This is a genomic window from Streptomyces sp. NPDC058284, assembly GCF_042881135.1.
Taxonomy (GTDB): Bacteria; Actinomycetota; Actinomycetes; order Streptomycetales; family Streptomycetaceae; genus Streptomyces.
The window spans coordinates 284,428-307,962 of sequence record NZ_JBHVYE010000005.1 but is presented as its reverse complement, the minus strand read 5'-3'; the positions used below and the strand labels follow the sequence as shown (position 1 = coordinate 307,962).

The following is a 23,535-nucleotide window of genomic DNA, read 5'->3' as shown; positions in this document are numbered from 1 at the left end:
GGCCCCGCCACGGGTCCTCTACTGGTCGGCCGGCTGCTCGGTGTCGGGCCGGATGTCGATGCGCCAGCCGGTCAGCCGCGCGGCCAGGCGGGCGTTCTGCCCCTCCTTGCCGATGGCCAGCGAGAGCTGGTAGTCCGGCACGGTCACCCGGGCCGAGCGCGCGCCGAGGTCGACGACCTCGACCTTGCTGACGCGGGCCGGGGAGAGCGCGTGGGCGACCATGTCGGCCGGGTCGTCCGACCAGTCGACGATGTCGATCTTCTCGCCGTTCAGCTCGGCCATGACATTGCGCACGCGGCTGCCCATCGGGCCGATGCAGGCGCCCTTGGCGTTGAGCCCCGAGCGGGTCGAGCGGACCGCGATCTTGGTGCGGTGTCCTGCCTCGCGGGCGATGGCGGTGATCTCGACGGAGCCGTCGGCGATCTCCGGGACCTCGAGCGCGAAGAGCTTCTTCACCAGGTTCGGGTGCGTGCGCGACAGGGTCACGGACGGGCCGCGCACGCCCTTGGCCACCCGGACCACGTAGCTGCGCAGGCGCATCCCGTGCGGGTACTCCTCGCCGGGCACCTGCTCCTGTACGGGCAGGATGGCCTCGAGCTTGCCGATGTCGACCAGCACGTTCTTCGGGTCGCGGCCCTGCTGGACGACGCCGGTGACGATGTCGCCCTCGCGGCCCGCGTACTCCCCGAGGGTCACGTCGTCCTGGGCGTCGCGCAGGCGCTGCAGGATGACCTGCTTGGCGGTGGTCGCGGCGATGCGGCCGAAGTCGGACGGGGTGTCGTCGAACTCCTTGGCCTCCTGCCCCTCTTCGAGGTCGGCCGGGTCCTCCGTCGCCCATACCGTCACATGGCCGCTCTCGCGGTCCAACTTCACGCGGGCACGGCGGAAACTGCCGTCGGTGCGGTGGTAGGCGATGAGGAGGGCGGACTCGATCGCCTCGACGAGGAGGTCGAAGGAGATCTCCTTCTCACGGACCAGACCCCGCAGGGCACTCATGTCGATGTCCACGGCTACGCCTCCTCTTCCTTCTTGTCCTTCTCTTCCTTCTTGTCCTTGCGGTTGAACTCGACCTGCACGCGCGCCTTGTCGATCTCGTCGTGGGCCAGGCGGCGGGAGGTGGCCTTGCGGCCCTTCACGCCGGGCACCTCGAGGTCGAGGCCCTCGTCGTCCACGGTGAGGATGCGGGCGGTCAGTTCGCCGCCGCCCTCGGTCAGCTGGAACTTCACCAGGCGGCCCACGGCGCGCACATAGTGACGGTGCTCGGTGAGGGCCCGCTCGGCGCCGGGGGAACCGACCTCCAGGTCGTACTCCCCCTCGCCCATGGCGTCACTCTCGTCGAGCTTCGCGGAGAGCAGGCGGCTCACTTCCGCGATCTGGTCCAGATCCACGCCGTCCTCGGAGTCGATCACGACTCTCAGCACTCGCTTGCGTCCGACCGAGGCCACTTCGATCTCTTCGAGATCCAGGTCCTGGGAGCTGACGAGCGGTTCCAGTAGTTGCCGCAGCCTCTCGCTCTGGGTGGTGCTCATCCGGGTGACTCCTCGGCCGCGTGTGCTGTTGTGGGTGCGTTGCAAGTCTGCGTGTCAGGTCAAAGGGTATCCGGTCCGAAGGGGTGTTGCCGCCCACGGACCGGACGATGCGCCGCTCCGGTCCGAGCCGCTCGCCGGTGCCGGGGCGGTCCGAAGGTACGGTGATCACCGGGCCCGTGCCCACCGATCTCCCTTTCCGTTCTTTTCTGTTCCTTTCCACTCACTTCTCGCTCACGCCTTTTGGCCTTCCTTCCGAGGACGTCTGCCGTGCCGTCGTATCGCACCGCCCCGTGGTCCCGCCCGGGTCCGCGCCGAAGGAGTCTGCTCACGGGGGCCGCCGGTGTCGCGTCGGCGGCGCTGCTCGCGGGCTGCAGCACGGACTCCGCCGGCGCCGACGCCGAGAAGCGTCTCTCCGCCGAGCGGCGGCTGCGCGCGAAGGCCGCGAAGGAGAGCGGGGAACTCCTGCGGCACTACGACGCCGTACTCGCCGCGCACCCCTCGCTCGCGCGCCGGCTCGGGCCGCTGCGGGCCGAGGTGAAGCAGCACGCCGAGGCGTTCGACGACCATGGCGCTCCGGCCGCCGCGCCCGCTTCCCCGTCCGCCTCCGCCTCCGCCTCCGGGACGCCGAAGGCGCCGCGTGCCGTGGCCTCGACGCCCGCCGATGCCGTACGCGAACTCGCCGATGCCGAGCGGAAGCTCGCCGACCGCCGGGGCGCCGCCCTCCTCGACGCCTCCGCCGAGCAGAGCAGACTGCTCGCCTCGGTGGCCGCCGCGGGAGCGGCCCACGCCTATCTCCTCACGGAGCCGGAGGACGACAAGTGAGCCGCGACGACACCTCGAAGGACCAGGAGCTGAAGGCCTTGCAGGCCGCACTCGGCGCCGAGCACGCCGCCGTGTACGGCTACGGCGTCGTCGGCGGCCGGATCGGCGACAAGCGCAGGGCCGAGGCGCGCACGGCGTACGACGCGCACCGCGCCCGGCGCGACGAGCTGCAGCGCGCGGTGCGCGACCTCGGCGGTGAGCCGCGGGCCGCCGACGCGGCGTACTCGCTGCCCTTCCCTGTGCCGGACTCCGCGGCGGCCGTGCGGCTCGCCACGGAGCTCGAGGACCGGGTCGCCGGGGTCTACTCCGATCTCGTACGGGCCGCTTCGGGCGCCCGGCGGGCCGCCGCGGCCACCGCGCTGCGGGAGGCCGCGGTCCGCGCGGCACGGTGGCGGGCCGGGAGCGTAGCCTTCCCTGGGCTCGCGGAGCGGTCGGCACCGCCGTCCGCAGCGGCAACGCCCAAGGCGTAACGCGCTCAGGAGCTTTACCGGAAGGGAACGACTCGCGCATGGCTTTCGAACCGCCGCAGCGCCTCGTCACAGCACTCGGCGAGACGGCGCAGGACGGCGACGACTGGCTGGAGAAGCTGCCCGGGGCAGTGGAACAGTCCGTCGTTGCACGCGAGTTGACCGTCGAGCGGGTCCACGTTCCCGGCGGCCGCAGCAGCCTCGTCGTGCTGGTGCGGCGGGCCGACGGCACGCCCGCCGTGCTGAAGCTGGTGCCGCCCCGCTCACGGCCGGAGAGCGAGCGCGCCGCGCTCGCCCACTGGAACGGGCTCGGCGCCGCACGGCTGCTCGACCCCGAGTGCTCGGACGGGGCGCTGCTCCTCGAACGGCTGCACCGCGACGTGTCGGTGCGGTCGCTGCCCGAGGCCAAGGCGCTCCTGGAGGCCGCGGGCACGCTGCGGCGGCTCTGGGTGACGCCGCCCGCCGGGCACCGGTTCGAGACGGTCGCCGAGCGGACGGGACGGCAGGCCGACGCGATGCGGGCCTCCGCCGCCGCGCAGCCAGACGTCGCACCGCTGGTCGACGCGGCGCTCGCGGCCCGCGACGAGCTGCTCGCCGCGGAGGTGGAGCCGCGGCTGCTTCACGGCACCTTCCGGCAGAGCAAGGTACTCGCCGGGGACCGGCTGCCGTGGCTGGCCGTGGGACCCGACCCGGTCGTCGGCGACTGCGCCTTCGATCTGGCGCGGCTCGTCCGTGACCGGGTCGAGGACCTGATCGCGTCGCCGTCGGGCGCCTCGATCACCCGGCGCCGGGTGAAGAAGCTGGCCGAGTCCCTGGAGGTGGACCAGGAGCGGCTGCGGGGGTGGACGCTGTTCCGGGCCGTGGAGTCGGGGGTGCGGGCCCTGCGGGTGGGGCGGGGGCAGGACGCGGAGTTGCTGTTGGAGTTCGCGGGGTGGCTGTAGTTCGCGGGGTGGCTGTAGGAGGTCGCCCTCCTACAGCCCCGTCTCCGGGGGCTCCGCCCCCGGACCCCGCTCCCCCGCTCCTCAAACTCTCCCCCTCCTCAAACGACGGAGGGGTTGGGATCAGGCCGTCAGGCGGGCGATCGCCTCGTCGACCGTGAGTTCCTCGCGCTCGCCCGTGCGGCGGTCCTTCAGCTCCAGGACGCCCTCGGCGGAGCGCCGGCCCGCGACCAGGATCTGCGGGACGCCGATCAGCTCGGCGTCAGTGAACTTCACACCCGGGGAGACCCCGGCCCGGTCGTCGACCAGGACGCGGGCGCCCGCGGCACCCAGCTTCTCGGCGACGTCGAGGGCCAGCTCCGTCTGGAGGGCCTTGCCCGCGGCGACCACGTGGACGTCGGCGGGTGCGACCTCCTTGGGCCAGCACAGGCCCTTGTCGTCGGCGGTCTGCTCGGCGAGCGCCGCCACCGCGCGGGAGACGCCGATGCCGTACGAGCCCATGGTGACGCGGACCGGCTTGCCCTGGTTGCCGAGGACGTCGAGCTGGAAGGTGTCGGCGTACTTGCGGCCGAGCTGGAAGATGTGGCCGATCTCGATGGCACGGTCCAGCTTGAGGCCGGTGCCGCAGTTCGGGCACGGGTCGCCCTCTTCGACCACGACGACGTCGAGGTACTGGTCGACCTCGAAGTCACGGCCGCAGACGACGTTCCTCGCGTGCTTGTCCTGCTTGTTGGCGCCGGTGATCCAGGCCGTGCCGGGGGCGACGCGCGGGTCGGCGATGTAGCGGACCTTGTCCAGGCCCTGCGGGCCGACGTAACCGCGTACGAGATCCTCGCGGCCCTCGAAGTCCTCCGCGGTGACCAGCTCGACCTCGGCCGGGGCCAGGTGCTCACCGAGCTTGCCGAGGTCGACCTCGCGGTCGCCGGGCACGCCGACGGCGACGATCTCGCCGTCGACCTTGACCAGGAGATTCTTCAGGGTCGCCGACGCCGGGACGCCGAGGTGCTCGGCGAGGGTCTCGATGGTCGGGGTGTCGGGGGTGTCCAGCTCCTCGACGGAGCCGTGCGCGGAGCCGTCGACCGGGGCGAGCGCGAAGGTCACGGCCTCGGTGTTGGCGGCGTAGTCGCAGGCCGGGCAGTCCGCGAAGGTGTCCTCGCCGGCCGGGGCGGGGGCCAGGAACTCCTCGGAGGCCGAGCCGCCCATGGCGCCGGAGATCGCGGAGACGATGCGGTAGTCGAGGCCGAGGCGCTCGAAGATCCTCTGGTACGCCCCGCGGTGCAGCGCGTACGCCTCGGCGAGGCCCTCGTCGGTGGTGTCGAAGGAGTACGAGTCCTTCATCTGGAACTCGCGGCCGCGCAGCACACCGGCGCGCGGGCGGGCCTCGTCGCGGTACTTCGTCTGGATCTGGTAGAGGATCACCGGCAGGTCCTTGTAGGACGAGCACTGGTCCTTGACGACCTGGGTGAAGATCTCCTCGTGGGTGGGGCCGAGGAGGTATTCGGCGCCCTTCCTGTCCTTGAGGCGGAAGAGCAGGTCGCCGTACTCCTCGTACCGGCCGGACGCCTCGTAGGGCTCCTTGGGCAGGAGCGCGGGGAGCAGCACTTCCTGACCGCCGATGGCGTCCATCTCCTCGCGCACGACGCGGGCGATGTTCTCGTAGACCTTCTTGCCCAGCGGCAGCCAGGTCCAGATGCCGGCGGCGGTACGGCGGACGTAGCCGGCCCGGACCAGGAGCTTGTGGTTGAGCGTCTCGGCGTCCGCGGGGTCGTCGCGCAGTGTCTTGACCATCAACCGGGACATGCGCTGGACCTGGGCCATGATTGTTTACTCCTGCTGCGTGAGGGTGATGCCAGGAGGTTAGCCGGGGCGCCGGTGCGGGCGGAAATCGGTTATCACTCAGACCCGCCGCGGCAGGGGCAGTGGGGCGCCCATCACGGCGTACGGCTTGGGGGCGCTGGGGAAGAGCACGCGGCGCGCGAGGTCCGTGTAGCCGAGTGAGCGGTAGAGGCCCCGGGCGGGGCTCTCGACGTCGATCGCGGAGAGGATCGAGCGGGGCTCGGGGACGCCCTCCGTGATGGTGGTGATCAGTGCCCGGCCGATGCCGCGGTTCTGGTGACCCGGGTGCACATGCAACTCGGTGATGACGAAGGAGTCGTCCAGCCAGTCGTCCACGTCCCGGCTGCGCAGGTACGGCTCGACGACCGTCGACCACCAGTGGCCGCGGTCGTTGGGCATGCCGTAGACGAAGCCGACGAGCCGGTCGTCGGGGGTGGTCGCGCCGAGCGCGCGGGCCCGGGGGTACGTGACGTGGCGCAGGACGATCTGCCGTCGCACGGCGATCTCCTCGTCGCTCAGACCGAAGGCGTGGGCCTGGACGCGCAGCGCGTCGTCCACGCGTGCGGCGAGGTCGAGGGGCCCGATCACGACGTCGTCTGTCATAAGGGCGACCCTACTTCGCGGCGCCCGCGTTCAGAACAGGACGCTCATGAACGCCCCGACCTCCTGGAAGCCGACCTTTCGGTACGCCGCCCTGGCCGCGGTGTTGAAGTCGTTGACGTAGAGGCTGGCGACCGGGGCGATGTCCGCGAGGGCGTAGCGCAGGACGGCCGCCATGCCGGGGGCGGCGAGGCCGCGGCCGCGGTACTCGGGGGCCACCCAGACGCCCTGGATCTGGCAGGCCTGTGGGGTGACGGCGCCGATCTCGGCCTTGAAGACGACCTTGCCGTCCCGGTCGATACGGGCGAAGGAGCGGCCGGAGCCGACGAGTTCGGCGACGCGGGCCTGGTAGAGGAGTCCGCCGTCACCCGCCATCGGGGAGACGCCGACCTCCTCGGTGAACATCGCCACGCACGCCGGCATGATCGTCTCCATCTCGTCCTTGCGGACGCGACGGACGTACGGGTCGGGGGTGATGTCGTCCGGGAGCCGGTCGGCGACCATCAGGGGCTGCTGGGCGCGGACCTCGCGGGCGGGGCCCCAGGACGGCTGGAGGAGCCGCCACAGCTGGGCGGTGGGGGTCGCGGGGCCGACGATGGACGAGCAGCGGCGGCCCGCCCTGCGGGCCCGGTCGGCGAAGCCGCGGACGGCGCGGGGGCTCGCGCATATCGGCACGAGGTTGGCGCCCGCGTAGCAGAGGGACTCCAGCATGCCGTCCTCGTACCAGCCCCACATCTCGCCGCCGAGACGCCAGGGGTCGAGCCCTGCCACCTGGACGCGGGCGGCCACGAAGGCGTTCGCGACCGGCTCGCGGTCGAGCACCGCGAGTGCGGCGTCCAGGTCGCTCGGTTCGAGCACCCTGGTGGTGGTCTGAGTCAACACGTGCGGGGGCCTCACCATACGGTCTGCTGATCTCCGCACTGTACCTGGCGGGGGCGCCTTGTGCGGGGGGTGCCTTTTGTCCGTTGGGCTCTGGGCTGGTCGGCGGGGTTTCTGTCGGTGGGGGTGGCGGTCTTTCCCGCCGTTGCGCGGCGGGTCTTGCGCAGGTGCCCGTGCCGTTGGCGGCGGGGCGTTCTTTCGCCGCTGCGCGGCAGGCCTTGCCCACCTGCCCGTTGGTGGGGGGGCGTTCTTTCGCCGCTGCGCGGCAGGCCTTGCCCAGGTGCCCGTGCCGTTGGCGGGGGGGGGCGTTCTTTCGCCGCTGCGCGGCAGGCCTCGCCCACGTGTCCGCCTGTGGGGGCGGGGGCCTTTTCGCCGCTTCGCGGCGGGTCTGCCCACCCACCCACCCGTTTGCCCTGCGACGTGGCCTTCCCGTAGGGGCGTTCGCCGCTGCGGGGCGAGGGGGCGTTCGCCGCTGCGGGGCGAGGGGGCGTGCATCCGCCCGCTCGGCGGGGGCGGGCCCTTTTCGCCGCTTCGCGGCGGCAATTTCCCACCCACCCACCCGTTTCCCCCGCGACGTGGCGTTGCCGTAGGGGTGCGGGGGCTGGGTGGGTGGATGGGGAAACGGCCGCGAAGCGGCGGGCCCGGAGGGAAAGCGGCGCCGGAGGCCGTGTGCACCGGCGGGGAGCGGCGGCCGACCACCGGTGGCGAGCCGGGCGGGTGGGTGGGTGGGGAAACCGCCACGGAGCGGCGGGCCGAGGGCGGATGCGGCGCCGAAGGCCGTGTGCACCGGCGCGGAGCGGCAGGCCTGCCGGGGGGCGGGTGGGTGGGTGGGGAAACCGCCGCGGAGCGGCGGGCCCCGGGGAAAGCGGCGCCGGGGGCCATGTGTACCGGCGCGCAGCGGCAGCCGACCACCCGTGGCGGGCCGGGTGGGTGGGTGGGTGGGTGGGTGGGGAAACCGCCGCGGAGCGGCGGGCCCCGGGGGAAGCGGCGCCGGAGGCCATGTGTACCGGCGCGCAGCGGCGGCCGACCACCCGTGGCGCGGGGAAACACACGCCCCGGCACGGGACGACGGCACGGGGCACCACACACGCCGGCGCGGAGCGGCGGCCCAGGACTGGCGGCGCCGGGAACCACACCTACCCACAGGGCACCACACGTACCGCCGCGGAGCGGCGGGCCGGGGGCGGATGCGGTGCCGGAGGCCGTGTGACACCGGCGCGGAGCGGCGGCCGGCCACCCGTGGCGCCGAGAAACGTACGCCCCGGCACGGGACGACGGCGCCGGAAGGCACGCGTACCGGCGCGGAGCGGCGGGCCATGGCCCCGGGAGCGTACAAACGTGCCCCGCCGCTACCCAAGCGGCGGGGCACGAAAAAGAGGAGGGAGCGCGGGTCAGCCCGCGACCGCCACCGTCGGCTCGCCGGAGGCCACGCCGTCCTTCTCCATCTGCTCCGCGATCTTCATCGCCTCGTCGATGAGCGTCTCCACGATCTTGGACTCGGGGACGGTCTTGATGACCTCGCCCTTGACGAAGATCTGGCCCTTGCCGTTTCCGGAGGCGACGCCGAGGTCGGCCTCGCGGGCCTCGCCCGGGCCGTTCACGACGCAGCCCATGACGGCGACGCGCAGCGGGACCTCCATGCCGTCGAGGCCCGCGGTGACCTCTTCGGCGAGCTTGTAGACGTCGACCTGGGCGCGACCGCAGGACGGGCAGGAGACGATCTCCAGGCGGCGCTGGCGGAGGTTGAGGGACTCCAGGATCTGGATGCCGACCTTGATCTCCTCGGCCGGCGGGGCCGACAGGGAGACGCGGATCGTGTCGCCGATGCCCTCGGAGAGCAGCGCGCCGAAGGCGACCGCCGACTTGATGGTGCCCTGGAAGGCGGGGCCCGCCTCGGTCACGCCGAGGTGCAGGGGGTAGTCGCACTGGGCCGCGAGCTGGCGGTAGGCGTTGACCATGACCACCGGGTCGTTGTGCTTCACGGAGATCTTGATGTCGCGGAAGTCGTGCTCCTCGAAGAGGGACGCCTCCCAGAGCGCCGACTCGACGAGCGCCTCGGGGGTCGCCTTGCCGTACTTCTTCAGGAGGCGGGCGTCCAGGGAGCCCGCGTTCACGCCGATGCGGATCGGCGTACCCGCGTCCTTGGCGGCGCGCGCGATCTCCTTGACCTTGTCGTCGAACTGCTTGATGTTGCCCGGGTTCACCCGGACCGCGGCGCAGCCCGCGTCGATGGCCGCGAACACGTACTTCGGCTGGAAGTGGATGTCGGCGATCACCGGGATCTGCGACTTCTTGGCGATGATCGGCAGCGCGTCGGCGTCGTCCTGCGTGGGGCAGGCGACGCGCACGATCTGGCAGCCGGAGGCCGTCAATTCGGCGATCTGCTGCAGCGTGGCGCCGATGTCGGAGGTGCGCGTGGTCGTCATCGACTGCACCGACACCGGCGCGTCCCCACCGACGGCCACCGCACCGACCTGGATCTTGCGGCTGACCCTTCGGTCGGCGAGCTTGGTCGGTACGGACGGGATTCCGAGCGATACGGCTGTCATCTGGCGAGCATCCCCAAGAGTGTGGATCACAAGAAGCGTGAGTCGAGGTCCCGAGATCGGCGGGCTCCAGGCTTCGAGATTACGGCACCGGGTATTGGCCGAACACATCCCGTCCGAAACTCCACCCAATGGAGGGCGGCCCATCACATAGCGTGCCGGGCCGCCGCAATCTCCTCGTAACCGGGCGCTTGCGAAGAAGCACCCGGTGATGTCAGGAGATTCTCACCGGGTTCACCACATCCGCGATGAGCACCAGGATCGTGAAGCAGATGAAGATGCCCGCCACCACGTAGGCGACCGGCATCAGCTTGGCGACGTCGAACGGGCCCGGGTCGGGGCGGCGCAGGACCTTCGCCGCGTTGCGGCGCACGGACTCCCACAGGGCGCCCGCGATGTGGCCGCCGTCGAGCGGGAGCAGCGGCAGCATGTTGAAGAGGAACAGGGAGAGGTTGAAGCCCGCGATGAGGAACAGCATCATCGCGATCTGGTTCTCCGGCGGGATGTCCAGGGTGAAGACGTCGCCGCCCACCCGGGCCGCGCCGACCACGCCCATCGGGGAGTCCTGCTTGCGGTCGCCGTCGCCGAACGCCGCGTTCCACAGGTCGGGGATCTTGGACGGCAGGGCGATGATCGACTCGACGCCGTTCTCCATCATGTCGCCCATGCGGTCCACGGACTGGCCGAAGGACTGCTGCACGATGCCGGTGGCGGGAGTGAAACCGAGGAACCCGGCGTACACGTACTTGCCCTCGACGTAGGCGCCGTCGCCGTCGGTCTTGGTGACCTGGTTCTTGATCAGGTCGGCGTGCAGGTCCACCCGCTTGCCGTCACGCTCGACCGTGATCGTGGCCGGGCCGATGGTCTCGCGGATCTTCGACTGGAGCGAGGACCAGTCGTCGACGGGCTTCCCCTGGAAGGCGACGATCTTGTCAGCGGGCTTCAGTCCCGCGGCCTTGGCGGGCGCGGGCTTGTCGCCCTTCTCGCACTTGGAGCGGTTCTCGCTCTGCTGGATGACGCAGTCGGAGACCTTGCCGACCTGGGTCGTCTGGCTGCTGATGCCGAACGTCATCATCACGCCGAGGAAGATCGCCACGGCGAGGATCAGGTTCATGAAGGGCCCGGCGAACATCACGATGACGCGCTTCCACGGCTTGCGCGTGTAGAAGAGGCGCGACTCGTCGCCGGGCTGCAGCTCCTCGAAGGCCGCCGAGCGGGCGTCCTCGATCATGCCGCGCCAGGGCGACGTCGACCGTGCCTCTATGCGGCCGTCCGCGCCCGGCGGGAACATGCCGATCATGCGGATGTAGCCGCCGAGGGGGATGGCCTTGACGCCGTACTCGGTGTCGCCCTTCTTCCGCGAGAAGATGGTCGGGCCGAAGCCCACCATGTACTGCGGGACGCGGATGCCGAACATCTTGGCGGTCGACAGGTGGCCCAGCTCGTGCCAGGCGATCGAGAAGAGCAGCCCGATCACGAAGACGACTATCCCGAGGATCATCATCAAAGTCGTCATGCACGGGCCTCCGCGGTCGCCTTGCCTGCCAGTTCACGTGCCCGAGCACGTGCCCAGGTCTCCGCTTCGAGGACGTCCGCGACGGTCAGGGAGGTTCCCGACGCGGTGGAGGCCGCGGCACCGTGCTCCTCGTGTTCGCGCACGGTGCGCGTCACGGTCTCCATGATGCCGTTGAAGGGCAGCGCGCCCTTCAGGAAGGCGTCCACGCATTCCTCGTTGGCGGCATTGAACACCGCCGGGGCCGTGCCCGCGAGCTCTCCGACGTGCCGGGCGAGGCCGACCGACGGGAAAGCGTCGTTGTCCAGGGGGAAGAACTCCCAGCTCGACGCCTTCGTCCAGTCGAAGGCGGGGGCAGCGTCCGGAACGCGTTCCGGCCAGCCGATGCCGATGGCGATCGGACCGGACATGTCGGGCGGCGTCGCCTGCGCGAGGGTCGAGCCGTCGGTGAACTCCACCATGGAGTGCACGTACGACTGGGGGTGGACGACGACCTCGATGCGGTCGAAGGGGATGTCGTAGAGGAGGTGCGCCTCGATGACCTCAAGGCCCTTGTTGACCAGCGTCGCGGAGTTGACGGTGATCACCGGGCCCATGGCCCAGGTCGGGTGCGCGAGCGCGTCCTCGGGGGTGACGTGCGCGAGGTCGGCCTTCGTACGGCCGCGGAAGGGACCGCCGGACGCGGTGACGACGAGCTTGCGCACGTCCGCGCGGGTGCCGGCCGCCAGCGCCTGGAAGAGGGCCGCGTGCTCGGAGTCGACCGGGATGATCTGGCCGGGCTTGGCGACGGCCTTCACGAGGGGCCCGCCGACGATGAGCGATTCCTTGTTGGCGAGCGCCAGCGTGCGCCCCGCCTCCAGGGCGGCCAGCGTCGGGGCGAGGCCGATGGAGCCGGTGATGCCGTTGAGGACCGTGTGGCACGCGGAGGCGGCGAGCTGGGTGGCGGCGTCGGCTCCGGCCAGGATCTCGGGCAGCGGCTCCCCCGCGCCGTACTCGGCCCGGAGCGCTTCGCGCAGTGCCGGTACGACGTCCTCGCGGGCGACCGCCACGGTCCGCACGCGCAGCTGCCGTGCCTGCTCGGCGAGGAGGCCGACGCGGCCGCCCGCGGCGGAGAGCGCCGTGACGCGGAAGCGGTCGGGGTTGCGCCGGACGAGGTCGATGGCCTGGGTGCCGATCGATCCCGTGGAGCCGAGGATCACGATGTCCCGCGGGCCGTCGCCGTCGACGGGGTCGAAGACGAGATGCGGGTCGGCGAGGGGGGATGGGCTGTCGCTCATCCCCCCATTGTGGCCGCAACACGCCTCCGGTCCGACAGGGCGTGCCCGGTTGGGGGCGTGCGTGGCGCGCGGCGGGGTCACCGCTTGTCGCGGTGTGCGCCCGCCGGTCCTTCACCGGAGTGGGCTACGCGTCCCGTTTGCCCTGTTTCCTGCTGGGTGGCCGGTCCGTCGCCGCGGGATCCGAAGTCACCCTCCAGGACGCCTTCCGCCGTGTCCACGGTCGGCGCAGAGAAGCGGAGCCGGTCCTCGGTCCTGCGTGCCCGCAGCCCCTCGGCGCTGATCTCGACGGCATCCCGTACCGGCTCCTCCTGCTCCTCCTGCTGCTCCTGCTGCTCCTGCTCCTCCGGTTGCTCCTGCTGTCCCGGCTGTTCGACGTGGACCTCCAGGTGGAACAGGTAGCCGACCGACTCCTCCTTGATCGCGTCCATCATCGCGCCGAACATCTCGAACCCCTCGCGCTGGAATTCGAAGAGAGGGTCCCTGCCGAGGTAGGACCGCATCCAGATGCCCTCCTGGAGGTAGTCCATCTCGTACAGGTGCTCGCGCCACTTGCGGTCCAGGACGGACAGCACCACGCGTCGTTCCAGTTCACGCATGACGTCCTCGCCGAGTGCGCGCTCGCGTTCCGCGTACCGCTCGTGGACGTCGTCGACCAGGGCCTCGCGGACCTGCTCGGCGGTCACGTCCGCGCGGGTGCCCGCCGCCGCGTCGAGGTCCTCGGGGGTGACGCGGACGGGGTAGAGCTGCCGGCAGGCGCTCCACAGCCGGTCCAGGTCCCACTCCTCGGCGAACCCCTCGGCGGTGGCGGCGGCGACGTACGCCTCGACCGTGTCGTCCATGAAGTGGTGGATCTGCCCGCGCAGGTCCTCGCCGTCCAGGACGCGGCGGCGCTCGGCGTAGATGAGGCTGCGCTGGCGGTTGAGGACCTCGTCGTACTTGAGGACGTTCTTGCGGGTCTCGAAGTGCTGCTGCTCGACCTGTGACTGGGCGGCGGCGATGGCGCGGGTGACCATCTTGTTCTCGATGGGGACGTCGTCGGGGACGTTGGTCATGAGCATCACGCGTTCGACCAGTTCGGCGCGGAAGAGCCGCATCAGGTCGTCGCCGAGCGAGAGGTAGAAGCGGGACAGGCCCGGGTCGCCCTGGCGGCCGCTGCGGCCGCGCAGCTGGTTGTCGATGCGGCGCGACTCGTGCCGTTCGGTGCCGAGGACGTACAGGCCGCCGAGCTCCGTGACCTCGGCGTGCTCGGCCGCCGCGGCGGCCTCGACGCGCCGCAGGATCTCGCCGTACCGGTCAGGGGCCTCCTCCGGGGTGAGGCCCGCGCTCCGGAGTTCGGTCTCGGCGATGGCCTCGGGGTTGCCGCCGAGCATGATGTCGGTGCCTCGTCCCGCCATGTTCGTGGCCACGGTGACGGCTCCCCTGCGGCCCGCCTGCGCCACGATCTGCGCCTCGCTCCGGTGGTTCTTGGCGTTGAGCACCGCGTGCCGGATGCCGCGCCCCGTGAGCAGTGCCGAGAGGTGTTCGGACTTGGCCACGGAGACGGTGCCGACGAGGATCGGCTGGCCGGTGCGGTGCCTTTCGATGATGTCGGCGACGACCGCCTCGAATTTCACGGATTCGTCGCGGTAGACGACGTCGGGCCGATCGGCGCGGACCATCGGTTTGTTGGTGGGGATCGGCACCACCTGGAGTTTGTAGATCTGGTGGAACTCTGCGGCCTCGGTCATGGCCGTGCCGGTCATTCCGGAGAGTTTCCCGTAGAGGCGGAAGAAATTCTGCAGCGTGATCGTGGCGAGCGTCTGGTTCTCGTCCTTGACCGTGACTCCCTCCTTGGCCTCGATGGCCTGGTGGACGCCTTCGTTGTAGCGGCGTCCGGCGAGAATGCGGCCGGTGTGCTCGTCGACGATCAGGACCTCGCCGTCGGTGACCACGTAGTCCTTGTCCCGCTTGAAGTGTTCCTTGGCCTTGAGGGCGTTGTTCAGCTGGCCGATGAGGGAGGTGTGGGCGGAGTCGTAGAAGTTGTCGATGCCGAGTTGGTCCTCCAGGAATTCCACACCGTTGTCGAGGATCGCGACGGTGCGCTTCTTCGGGTCGTACTCGTAGTCGTACGCGGCGCGCAGCTCGGCCAGTTCGAGTTTGCGCTGCTGGGTCGTGAACTTCTCCTCCTGGATCGCGACGCCCCGTAATCTGCGCACGACGTCGGCGAAGAATCCGTACCACTGCGTCGGCTGGTCGGCGGGGCCGGAGATGATCAGCGGGGTGCGGGCCTCGTCGATGAGGATGGAGTCGGCCTCGTCGACGATCGCGAAGTGGTGTCCGCGCTGCACCAGTTCGCTCTTCGACCAGGCCATGTTGTCGCGCAGGTAGTCAAAGCCGAATTCGTTGTTGGTGCCGTACGTGATGTCGCAGGCATAGGCGGCGCGGCGTTCGTCCGGGCTCATCTCGGTCTTGATGACGCCGACGGTCAGGCCCAGGAAACGGTAGGCGCGGCCCATCCAGCGGGCGTCGCGCGCGGCCAGGTAGTCGTTGACGGTGACGAGGTGGACGCCGTGTCCCGTCAGCGCGTTCAGATAGGCGGGCAGGGTGGCGGAGAGGGTCTTTCCCTCGCCCGTCTGCATTTCGGCGACGTTGCCGAGGTGGAGCGCCGCGCCGCCCATGATCTGGACGTCGAAGTGGCGCATTCCGAGGGTGCGGCGGGCGGCCTCGCGAACGGCCGCGAAGGCCTCGGGCAGCAGATCGTCGAGGTGTTCCCCGTCGGCGTACCGTTCTTTGAACTCGTCGGTGAGAGCGCGTAGTTCGCTGTCGCCAAGACGCTCCATGTCCGCCTCGACGGAATTGACCTGATCCCTGATCCGTTCGAGTCTGCGGAGCATTCTTCCTTCGCCCGCGCGCATGATTTTTCCGGTGAGGCGTTCCAGTTTGAGGATGGACAACGTGATCCCCTCCTGGTTCTCATGCCGGTCCGCTCATTGTGGGCGGGTCCCCTCTCCTCAGCAAGCAGCACGGTTACGGGCGGGACGGAATAGGGCGCACGCGAAATATTTCGGCGAATGGGGCGCCAGGGGGATGGAAAAGGTCGGCTCATGGGCGGCTTTCGCGGGTCGGTGTACGCCGATCTCGCATCGTCACACCGGACGCCGCGCCGCTCGTCCGGGGTGACGCCGGTCGGTGCGTCGTCCGGGCGGTACGCGCGACGGATGGCGGGTGACCGGGCCGGGGGCGCCCGTGAGGATGACCGTCATGGATCCCGAACTCGAAGCATTCATACCGCTGTTGCCGGAGACCGATCTGAGTGATCCGGCCACGGCGCGCGAGAGCCTCACCGGGCACGTCGCCCTGCGCCCTCTGCCGGACATCCCGGGCCTGCGGACCGAGGACCGCACGGTGCCCGCCGACCCGGACGTGCCGGTGCGGATCTACCGGCCGCGCCAGGCGCGGGGCGCCCTCGTCTGGCTGCACGGTGGCGGGTTCGTCTTCGGCGACCTCGACAGCGAGCACCAGGCGGCCGCGCTGCTCGCGGACGGCGCCGGGGCGGTGGTGGTCTCCGTGGGCTACCGGCTCGCCCCCGAGAACCGGTTCCCCGCCGCCCTGGACGACGCCTACGCCGTACTGGGCTGGGTGGTCGAGCACGCGGCGGAGCTGGGTGTGGACCCGGCCCGCGTCGCGGTCGGCGGCCACAGCGCGGGCGCGAACCTCGCGGCGGCGGCGGCGTTGCGCGCCCGCGACGAGCAGGGGCCGCCCATCCACTTCCAACTGCTCAACCAGGCAGGACTCGACGACCGCCAGGAGACGTGGTCGCAGCGGAACTTCACCGGGACGCCGTGGATGGACCGCGACAAGCTCGCCGCGTCGTGGCGCCACTACCTCGGCGACGGGCCCGCCACGCCCTACGCCGCCCCGGCCAGGGCCACCGACCTCTCGGGGCTGCCGCCCGCCTACATCGCCACCGCGGAGTTCGACCCGAACCGCGACGAGGACATCGACTACGCGCTGCGGCTGCTCCGGGCGGGCGTCTCCGTCGAGTTGCACCAGTGGCCCGGCACCTTCCACGGCTCGCACGCCCTGCTCTCCGCCGACGTCTCCCAGCGCCAGGTCGCCGAGCTCGGTGCGGTCCTGCGCAGGGCCCTGGCCGGATGAGACGCCGATGACCGGCCCGGACGGGCCGGGAACCCGCCCGCGCGACGAGCCGAGAACCCGCACACGTACGAGCCGAGGAGCGGCATGAACACGATGACGACCAGCACGGGCGAACCCACCGGCCTCGACCCCGCCGGACTGTGGTCCGCCCTCGACGCGGCCCACCGCGCGGGGATGCCCGGCATATACGCCGAAGTGCGCGCAGGCGAGGAGGTGTGGAGGGGCGCCGCGGGGGTCGCCGACCTCGACACCGGCCGCCCTGTCGGCCCCGACATGCGCCAGCGCGTCGGCAGCGTCACCAAGAGCTTCACCGCCGCCGCGGTGCTCCAGCAGGCCGAGCGGGGCCTCGTGCGGCTCGACGCGCCGGTCGGCGGCTATCTGCCGCGGCTGGTGCCGGGAGAGCGCGGCAGGCAGGTCACGGTGCGGATGCTGCTCAACCACACCAGCGGCTTCAGCGACTACCTCCCCCGCGCGTTCCCTTCCCTCAAGGGCTTCCCGTCCCTGGCGGACGCCTCGCCCGAGAGCCTGGACGACAACCGGTTCCGGGAGTTCGCGCCGGAGGAACTGATCGCGATGGGGCTCGCCGCGCCGCCCGGGAACGCTCCCGGCGGCCCCCTCGGAACGTACTCCAATACCAACTACCTGCTCCTGGGCCAGCTCCTCCAGCAGGTCACAGGCCTTTCGCCCGAGGAGTGCATCACCCGCGACGTCATCGAGCCCGCCGGCCTGCGGCACACCTCGTTCCCCTCGGGGCCGCACATCGAGGGACCGCACTCCCGGATGTACGAGGCGCTGTACGGCCTGATCGACCCGCCGCGCGACTACAGCGTCTACGACATGTCCTGGGTGAGCACGGGAGCCGGTCTGGTGTCGACCATGGCGGATCTCAACCGCTTCTACGCCTTGCTGCTCGGCGGCGAGATCGTGGACCGCTCGTCACTGGCGCAGATGCAGCGCACGGTCCCGGTCCGCGCCCTGGACGGCAGCAAGACGCTCGACTACGGCCTGGGCCTGCACCGGGTCGTGGTCCCCGGCGCCGGGACGTTCTGGGGCCACGACGGCACGGCCTGGGGAGCGGGCACGCTGTCCCTCAGCCGCGCCGACGGCGGGCGTCAGCTGTCCTTCGCGCTCAATCTCATGCGGTGGAACAGCCTGGACTCCGCGGGGAAGCCGCGGCCCCACCCCATCGACGGCGCGCTGGCGGTCCTGCACGGGCGCGCGGCGGGCGTCGGGGTGAGGCCTCGGAACACCGGCCCCACCCCTCCTTGATCACCGGCCCTCGATCACCCCTCCTTGATCACCCTGCGCACGTCCGGGCGCGGCTTCTCCGGCAGCGCGGTGTCCGCGATCCACGGCCCGTCGCCGGACGGGTCGACGACGCCCGCTTCGAGCCAGCCGTACGTCCCCGAGAGGACGCCCTTGACCACCTTGCGGTCCAGTTCGTCGGTGTTGGTCCAGAGCCGGTCGAAGAGTTCGTCGGTCCGGATGCGGGACTGGCGGCAGAAGGCGTCGGCCAGTTGGTACGCCTCGCGGCCGTGCTCCTCGGTGGTGCGCAGGAGTTCGGCGCGGACGCACGCCGCGCTCATCGCGAAGAGCTCCGCGCCGATGTCGACGACGCGGCCGAGGAAGCCCTGCTTGGTCTCCATCTTCCCCTGCCAGCGGGACATGGCGTAGAAGGTGGAGCGGGCCAGCTTGCGGGCGCCGCGCTCGACGTAGCGCAGGTGGCCGGAGAGGTCCACGTGGCCTTCGGGGTGGAACTCCGCGTACGAGCGGGGGAGTTGGCCGGGACCGGTGACCAGCTTGGGCAGCCAGCGGGCGTAGAAGCCGCCCGCCCGCGCGCCCGCCCTCGCCTTGTCGGACAGCGTCTTGTCGGGGTCGATGAGGTCGCCCGCCACCTTCAGGTGGGCGTCGACGGCCTCGCGGGCGATCAGCAGGTGCATGATCTCGGTGGAGCCCTCGAAGATGCGGTTGATGCGCAGATCGCGCAGGACCTGCTCGGCGGGGACGGCGCGTTCGCCGCGGGCCGCGAGGGACTCGGCGGTCTCGAAGCCCCGGCCGCCTCGGATCTGGACGAGTTCGTCGGCCATCAGGCAGGCCATCTCGGAGCCGTACAGCTTGGCGAGGGCCGCCTCGATGCGGATGTCGTTGCGGTCCTCGTCGGCCATCTGCGAGGAGAGGTCCAGGACGGCTTCGAGCGCGAAGGTCGTCGCGGCGATGAAGGAGATCTTCTTGCCGACCGCCTCGTGGTACGCGACCGGCTTGCCCCACTGCTCGCGGGCGGCCGACCACTCCCGGGCGATCTTCAGACACCACTTGCCCGCGCCGACGCACATCGCGGGCAGCGAGAGCCGCCCGGTGTTGAGGGTGGTGAGGGCGATCTTCAGACCCGCGCCCTCCTGGCCGATGCGGTTCGCGGCCGGTACGCGCACCCCATGGAAGCGGGTCACGCCGTTCTCCAGGCCCCGCAGGCCCATGAACGCGTTGCGGTTCTCCACGGTGACGCCCTCGGAGGCCGCCTCGACGACGAAGGCGGTGATGCCGCCCCTGTGCCCCTCGGACTTCGGTACGCGGGCCATGACGACCAGCAGATCCGCGACGACGCCATTGGTGGTCCACAGCTTCACGCCGTCCAGCACGTACTCGTCGCCATCGGGCACGGCCGCCATCGCCATGCGCGCCGGGTCCGAACCGACGTCCGGCTCGGTCAGCAGGAACGCGGTGATGTCGGTGCGCGCGCACCGCGGCAGGAAGGCGTCCTTCTGCTCCTGCGTCCCGAAGATCTTCAGCGGCTGCGGTACGCCGATCGACTGGTGCGCGGAGAGCAGCGCGCCGATGGCGGGGCTCGCGGAGCCGACGAGGGCGAGGGCCTTGTTGTAGTAGACCTGCGTGAGGCCGAGCCCGCCGTACTTCGTGTCGATCTTCATGCCGAGCGCGCCGAGCTCCTTGAGCCCGTTGATCACCTCGTCGGGGATCTTCGCCTCGCGCTCGATGCGGGCCGCGTCGATCTTCGTCTCGCAGAAGTCGCGGAGCTTGGCGAGGAACTCCTCGCCGCGCTGCGCGTCCTCGTCGGGCGGCATGGGATGCGGGTGGATCAGGTCGAGCCTGAAGCGGCCGAGGAAGAGTTCCTTGGCGAAGCTGGGCTTGCGCCAGTCCTGCTCACGGGCGGCCTCGGCGACCTGCCGTGCCTCTCGTTCGCTCACTGACGGTTCGGGGGTTGGTGCGGTCATGAGGAGCTCACCTCGCCGCGGAGTGGGGCCGCCGGACCCGTGGGCCCGGTCCTGCCCGGTCGGTTACTGACTGGTGCTACTGGATCGTTGGTACCCGATTCACCCCAACCCCACCAGTCCTCGCGCAGCGTTCGGCTCAGACGTCGTCCTCTTCGGTCCATTCGGCCCGCCGGACGCCGTACGGCAACGGCCGGAGCCCCCGCACAGTGGGCTCCGGCCGTTGGGCTCGGTGGGTGTGGTGGCTACAGGGCGAGGCCCGTCAGGACCATGACGCGCTCGTAGGTGTAGTCGTCCATCGCGAAGCGGACGCCCTCGCGGCCCACGCCGGACTGCTTGACGCCGCCGTACGGCATCTGGTCGGCGCGGTAGGAGGGGGCGTCGCCGATGACCACGCCGCCGACCTCCAGGGCGCGGTGGGCGCGGAAGGCGGTCTGGAGGTCGTGGGTGAAGACGCCCGCCTGGAGGCCGTACTTGGAGTCGTTGACGGCGTCGAACGCCTCGGCCTCGCCGTCGACCTTCTTGAGGGTGAGGACCGGTCCGAAGACCTCCTCGCGGGCGATCGTGGTGTCGGCGGGCACGTCGGCGAGCACGGTCGGCGCGTACGCGGCGCCGTCGCGCTTGCCGCCGGTGAGGAGCTGGGCGCCCGCGGCGACGGCCTCGTCGACCCAGGACTCCACGCGCTTGGCGGCGTCCTCGTTGACCAGCGGGCCGACCTCGGTCTTCGGGTCGGACGGGTCGCCGGTGACCTGCGCCTCGACGGCCTTGACCACGCGCGGCACCAGGCGGTCGTAGACAGCGGCGTCCGCGATCACCCGCTGCACGGAGATGCAGGACTGACCGCCCTGGTAGTTGGAGAACGTCGCGATGCGCGAGGCCGCCCAGTCGAGGTCCTCGTCGGAGGAGTAGTCGGCGAGGACGACGGCCGCGCCGTTGCCGCCGAGCTCCAGGGTGCAGTGCTTGCGCGGCACCGAGTCCATGATCGCGTAGCCGACCTTCTCGGAGCCGGTGAACGAGATGACCGGCATCCGCTCGTCCTGCACCAGGGCGGCCATCTTGTCGTTGGCGACCGGCAGGATGCTCCACGAACCGGCAGGCAGCTCGGTCTCGGCGAGCAGCTCACCGATGATCAGGCCCGAGAGCGGGGTGGCCGGCGCGGGCTTCAGGATGATCGGCGCGCCGACGGCGATGGCCGGGGCGATCTTGTGCGCGCAGAGGTTCAGCGGGAAGTTGAACGGTGCGATGCCGAGGACGACTCCCTTGGGGAAGCGGCGGGTGAGGGCGAGGCGGCCCTGCCCGCCGGCGTCGGTGTCCAGGCGCTGGGCCTCCCCACCGTTGAAGCGGCGGGCCTCCTCGGCGGCGAACCGGAAGACGGAGACGGCGCGGCCGACCTCGCCGCGCGCCCACTTGATGGGCTTGCCGTTCTCGGCGGAGATCAGCTGGGCGATCTCCTCGGTGCGCTCGACCAGACGGTCCGACACATGGGCGAGGGCGGCGGCGCGGACGTGGGCCGGGGTCGCGGCGAACTCGTCGCGCACGGCGTACGCGGCGGCGACGGCCTCCTCGACCTGGGCGTCGGTCGGGACGGCAGCCTTGGCGACGAGCCTTCCGTCCCAGGGCGAGGTGACGTCGAGGGTGGTCTCGCCGGTGGTCTGGCGACCGGCGAGCCAGAAGGCGTGGATGGAAGTCATGTCGATTCCCGGCCCTTCCGCGGTGGTGTTCTGGGGGGTACGTCCCTCACCGTAGGGGCAGCCGGAGCCACTGACGTTTGTCCGACGCGGAGTACTGGCCCCGGGCCCCGCGCCGGTTTGTACGGGGCGGGGCGTGCGGGGCCGCGTGGGGCGTCGTGGCTCGTCGGCGCGCCCGTCGTGGCTGGTCGCGCACTTCCCCGCGCCCCTTGACGGGCGCCCTCAGTCCGAGCCCATCGACGTCGCCTTCAGGGAGAGCCACAGCTCCATGCGGACGTCCGGGTCGTCCAGGGAGCGGCCGAGGATCTCCTCGACCCTGCGCATGCGGTAGCGCAGGGTGTGCCGGTGGACGCCCAGGTCGGCCGCGGCCGCGTCCCACTGCCCGTGCCGCGAGAGCCAGGCGCGCAGCGAGGCGACGAGGTCGCCGCGGCCGGTCGCGTCGTGCTCGTGCAGCGCCCGCAGCAGACCGTCCGCGAACGCCCGCACCGCGTCGTCGGCGAGCAGCGGAAGGACGGAACCGGCGGCCAGCTCCTCGTGCTCGACGAGGGCGCGCCCGCGCCGCCGCGCCACGGAGAGCGCCTGTTCGGCCTGTTTGTACGCGGTGGCCGCGGCGATCGGCCCGGCCGGCGCGGAGAGCCCCATCACCAGCTCGGCCTCCTCACCGGACGCGGCGGGCTCGCGCCCCGCGACGCCGCGCCCCGCCTCGAGGGCGGCCGCGTACTGCGCGCACGCACGGGCCGCCGTGCCGCCGTCCACGACGAGCAGTACGAGGCGTTCCCCGTACGGGACGACGAGCAGGGCCTCGCCGGACCGCGCGGCCGCCGCCTCGACGACGTCGACGAGCGCGGCGAGCGGGTCGCCGCCGCCCGAGACGTCGGCCACGGCCGCGAGGACCGCGGCGGAGGCGGTGCCGGGCCCGTCCTCCTGCGGTCCGGTCCCCTCGGCGCCGACCCGCACCCGGGCCGCAGAGGCGGACGCCACCTCGGCGACGACCAGGCGGAAGGGGGCGTCCAGGAGCCCGCCGTAGAGGTTCCCCGCGACGGTCCGCGCGTGGTCGGGCTCCCCCGCGAGCAGCATCCGCAGCACGGCGGCGCCGATCCGCTGCTCGGCGGCGTGCAGCGAGCGGGAGCGCTCCGTGGTGAGGGTGAGCAGCGCGATGGCGGAGTGCACGGCGTACCGCTCGGCGGTGCCGAGGGTGGACGCCGTGCCGACGGCGAGCGCGGCGCGCGGCCTGCGTCCCGTGCCGAGCGAGTGCAGCTCCACGCGGTCCTCGGTGCCCGCGACGACGGAGCTCGCGGGCGCCGGGCGCTCCCTGAGGCGTTCGACGTCGGCGGTGAGCCGGGCGGCCCTGCGGGTGGACCACTCAGGGGCGGTGGCGACGACGGCGCCGGACGCGTCGTACAGCGCGGCCCAGCCGTCGACCTGTCCGGCGAGCGCGAGCAGCAGTCCTTCGGGGCCGCCGCTCAGCGTCTGCTTGGTCAGTTCGCGCTGGGCGGCGAATCCGGCGGTGACCGCCTTGTACTGCTCGGCGGCGATGGCGGCGGACACGGCCTTGCTGATGGCGAGGAACGGCGTGCGCCGCGGCACCTCGATGAGCGGCAGGTCCGCGTCGGTGGCGGCGTCGAGGAGGGCCTTGGGGATGTCGGGGTAGTGCACGCCGACGGCGAAGCCGAGCCCGACGACGCCGGCGCCCGCGAGCCGTTTCACATAGCGCCGCATGGCCTCCGGATCCTCCGCGTCCAGCTTCAGCGCGGTGATGAGGAGCAGTTCGCCGCCCTCCATGTAGGGCACGGGGTCGGCGAGTTCGCTGGCGTGCGCCCAGCGCACGGCGGCGTCCAGATGGTCCTCGCCCGCGCGCACGGTCAGCTTGAGCGCGGAGTGGTGGACGAGCGAGGCGAGCGTGGGCGGCATGGGACCTTCAGGTCTGCGGCAGGTGGGGCGGGCGGGTTGTCCGGCCCCGGGGGTCGGGCGCCGGGGTGTGGATCCGCGCGATGTCGGTCGTCGTGACGTCCGTCTTCACGATTCGGTCCTCGCGTGTGATCTTTTGGCCGGTCCGTATGAACGACCTGTGTCGATTCT

The 23,535-nt window shown here is 71.5% G+C and carries 17 protein-coding genes; 5 read left to right on the top strand and 12 right to left on the bottom strand.

Going from position 1 to position 23,535, the window contains the following annotated elements; all coding sequences use genetic code 11:
• Positions 1 to 18 precede the first annotated feature (18 nt).
• Entirely contained in the window at positions 19 to 1,008 is a 990-nt protein-coding gene (gene nusA, locus ACFVYR_RS10690) for a transcription termination factor NusA (RefSeq protein WP_384262108.1), read from the bottom strand.
• 2 nt (positions 1,009 to 1,010) lie between these two features.
• The gene (gene rimP, locus ACFVYR_RS10685) at positions 1,011 to 1,529 is read right to left on the bottom strand and encodes a ribosome maturation factor RimP (protein ID WP_384262111.1); all 519 of its coding nucleotides are present in this window, start codon (positions 1,527 to 1,529) and stop codon (positions 1,011 to 1,013) included.
• Positions 1,530 to 1,796: 267 nt separating this feature from the next.
• On the opposite strand from rimP, the gene ACFVYR_RS10680 reads away from it, so the two are divergent.
• Genes ACFVYR_RS10680 through ACFVYR_RS10670 form a run of 3 tightly spaced genes read left to right on the top strand, consistent with a single transcriptional unit; the run spans position 1,797 to position 3,759 of the window.
• On the top strand, positions 1,797 to 2,351 hold the full coding sequence (locus ACFVYR_RS10680; RefSeq protein WP_384262114.1) for a hypothetical protein: 555 nt from the start codon (positions 1,797 to 1,799) through the stop codon (positions 2,349 to 2,351).
• Positions 2,348 to 2,821 carry a ferritin-like domain-containing protein gene (locus tag ACFVYR_RS10675; RefSeq protein ID WP_384262117.1) on the top strand — a complete coding sequence of 158 codons (474 nt, stop codon included), beginning with the start codon at positions 2,348 to 2,350 and terminating at the stop codon, positions 2,819 to 2,821. Before ACFVYR_RS10680 ends, ACFVYR_RS10675 begins: the two co-directional genes overlap by 4 nt.
• A gap of 38 nt (positions 2,822 to 2,859) precedes the next feature.
• The gene (locus tag ACFVYR_RS10670; RefSeq protein WP_384262120.1) at positions 2,860 to 3,759 is read left to right on the top strand and encodes an aminoglycoside phosphotransferase family protein; all 900 of its coding nucleotides are present in this window, start codon (positions 2,860 to 2,862) and stop codon (positions 3,757 to 3,759) included.
• A gap of 120 nt (positions 3,760 to 3,879) precedes the next feature.
• On the opposite strand, the gene ACFVYR_RS10665 is transcribed toward ACFVYR_RS10670, so the two are convergent.
• The 7 genes from ACFVYR_RS10665 to secA form a co-directional block, all read right to left on the bottom strand.
• Complete coding sequence (locus tag ACFVYR_RS10665; RefSeq protein WP_384262123.1) at positions 3,880 to 5,574, bottom strand: proline--tRNA ligase; 1,695 nt, start codon at positions 5,572 to 5,574, stop codon at positions 3,880 to 3,882.
• 78 nt (positions 5,575 to 5,652) lie between these two features.
• Positions 5,653 to 6,195, bottom strand: coding sequence for a GNAT family N-acetyltransferase (locus ACFVYR_RS10660; RefSeq protein WP_384262126.1), 543 nt, complete (start codon positions 6,193 to 6,195; stop codon positions 5,653 to 5,655).
• Between the two features lie 30 nt (positions 6,196 to 6,225).
• Positions 6,226 to 7,074, bottom strand: a complete 849-nt coding sequence (locus tag ACFVYR_RS10655) for a GNAT family N-acetyltransferase (protein ID WP_384262129.1) — start codon at positions 7,072 to 7,074, stop codon at positions 6,226 to 6,228.
• A 1,388-nt stretch (positions 7,075 to 8,462) separates the two neighbouring features.
• Positions 8,463 to 9,620, bottom strand: coding sequence for a flavodoxin-dependent (E)-4-hydroxy-3-methylbut-2-enyl-diphosphate synthase (ispG, locus tag ACFVYR_RS10650; RefSeq protein WP_384250187.1), 1,158 nt, complete (start codon positions 9,618 to 9,620; stop codon positions 8,463 to 8,465).
• A gap of 211 nt (positions 9,621 to 9,831) precedes the next feature.
• Positions 9,832 to 11,133, bottom strand: coding sequence for a M50 family metallopeptidase (locus ACFVYR_RS10645; RefSeq protein ID WP_384250185.1), 1,302 nt, complete (start codon positions 11,131 to 11,133; stop codon positions 9,832 to 9,834).
• Complete coding sequence (gene dxr / locus ACFVYR_RS10640) at positions 11,130 to 12,407, bottom strand: 1-deoxy-D-xylulose-5-phosphate reductoisomerase (RefSeq protein WP_384250182.1); 1,278 nt, start codon at positions 12,405 to 12,407, stop codon at positions 11,130 to 11,132. Before dxr ends, ACFVYR_RS10645 begins: the two co-directional genes overlap by 4 nt.
• A gap of 77 nt (positions 12,408 to 12,484) precedes the next feature.
• On the bottom strand, positions 12,485 to 15,301 hold the full coding sequence (secA, locus tag ACFVYR_RS10635) for a preprotein translocase subunit SecA (RefSeq protein ID WP_384250230.1): 2,817 nt from the start codon (positions 15,299 to 15,301) through the stop codon (positions 12,485 to 12,487).
• Positions 15,302 to 15,647: 346 nt separating this feature from the next.
• Here secA and ACFVYR_RS10630 point away from each other — a divergent pair, with 346 nt between their 5' ends.
• Entirely contained in the window at positions 15,648 to 16,544 is an 897-nt protein-coding gene (locus tag ACFVYR_RS10630; protein ID WP_384250179.1) for an alpha/beta hydrolase, read from the top strand.
• Positions 16,545 to 16,628: 84 nt separating this feature from the next.
• Positions 16,629 to 17,813 (top strand): serine hydrolase domain-containing protein, encoded by a 1,185-nt coding sequence (locus ACFVYR_RS10625; RefSeq protein WP_384250176.1) that lies wholly within the window; start codon positions 16,629 to 16,631, stop codon positions 17,811 to 17,813.
• Positions 17,814 to 17,827: 14 nt separating this feature from the next.
• On the opposite strand, the gene ACFVYR_RS10620 is transcribed toward ACFVYR_RS10625, so the two are convergent.
• The 3 genes from ACFVYR_RS10620 to ACFVYR_RS10610 form a co-directional block, all read right to left on the bottom strand.
• Complete coding sequence (locus ACFVYR_RS10620) at positions 17,828 to 19,771, bottom strand: acyl-CoA dehydrogenase family protein (protein WP_384250173.1); 1,944 nt, start codon at positions 19,769 to 19,771, stop codon at positions 17,828 to 17,830.
• 242 nt (positions 19,772 to 20,013) lie between these two features.
• On the bottom strand, positions 20,014 to 21,459 hold the full coding sequence (locus ACFVYR_RS10615; RefSeq protein ID WP_384250170.1) for an aldehyde dehydrogenase family protein: 1,446 nt from the start codon (positions 21,457 to 21,459) through the stop codon (positions 20,014 to 20,016).
• Between the two features lie 219 nt (positions 21,460 to 21,678).
• Positions 21,679 to 23,367, bottom strand: coding sequence for a PucR family transcriptional regulator (locus ACFVYR_RS10610; protein ID WP_384250167.1), 1,689 nt, complete (start codon positions 23,365 to 23,367; stop codon positions 21,679 to 21,681).
• Positions 23,368 to 23,535 lie beyond the last annotated feature (168 nt).